The organism is Massilia jejuensis (genome assembly GCF_042656795.1).
GTDB classification, from domain to species: domain Bacteria; phylum Pseudomonadota; class Gammaproteobacteria; order Burkholderiales; family Burkholderiaceae_D; genus Telluria; species Telluria jejuensis.
This window is the reverse complement of the sequence record NZ_JBHSMS010000093.1, coordinates 1-584: the sequence shown is the minus strand read 5'-3', so window position 1 is coordinate 584 and position 584 is coordinate 1. Positions and strand designations below refer to the sequence as shown.

General features: G+C 69.2%; 1 protein-coding gene. It reads left to right on the top strand.

Annotation, left to right across the window (positions count from 1 at the left end):
• The coding region (locus ACFPOU_RS23645; RefSeq protein WP_379727542.1) for an NAD(P)/FAD-dependent oxidoreductase at nucleotides 1–584 on the top strand (584 nt) is incomplete at both ends.

Genomic DNA, 584 nt, shown 5'->3' with positions numbered 1-584 from the left:
GGGCCGGCCACGCCGGCGTGCAGGTCGCGGTGTCGCTGCGCCAGGAAGGTTTCAGCGGGCGGATCGCGCTCGTCAACGACGAACCCTGGCTGCCGTACCAGCGTCCGCCGCTGTCCAAGGCGTTTTTGCTTGGGAAGATCGATGCCGCCGCCATGCAGTTCCGCAGCGAGGCTTTCTACGGCGAGCAGCAGATCGAACTCGTGGCCGGCCGCGGTGCGGCAATCGACCGCCAGAACAAGCGCCTGCTGCTGGCATCGGGCGACGCGCTCGACTACGACCACCTGGTACTGGCCACCGGTGCACACAACCGTCCCCTCAACCTGCCGGGGGCGGAGCTTGCGGGCGTCTTTGGCGTCAAGACCCGCCTCGATGCGGAAACGATCGCGCCCCTGCTGAAGACGGCAAAACGCGCGGTCGTCATCGGCGCCGGTTTCATCGGGCTGGAATTCGCCGCCGTGGCCGCGGCCGAGGGCGCGGCGGTCGAGGTGCTGGAACTGGGCGAGCGGCCGATGGCGCGCGCGGTGTCGCCGCAGATGTCGGCCCTGTTTTGCGCGGCGCACGAGTCCTGGGGCGTGCACTTCAAT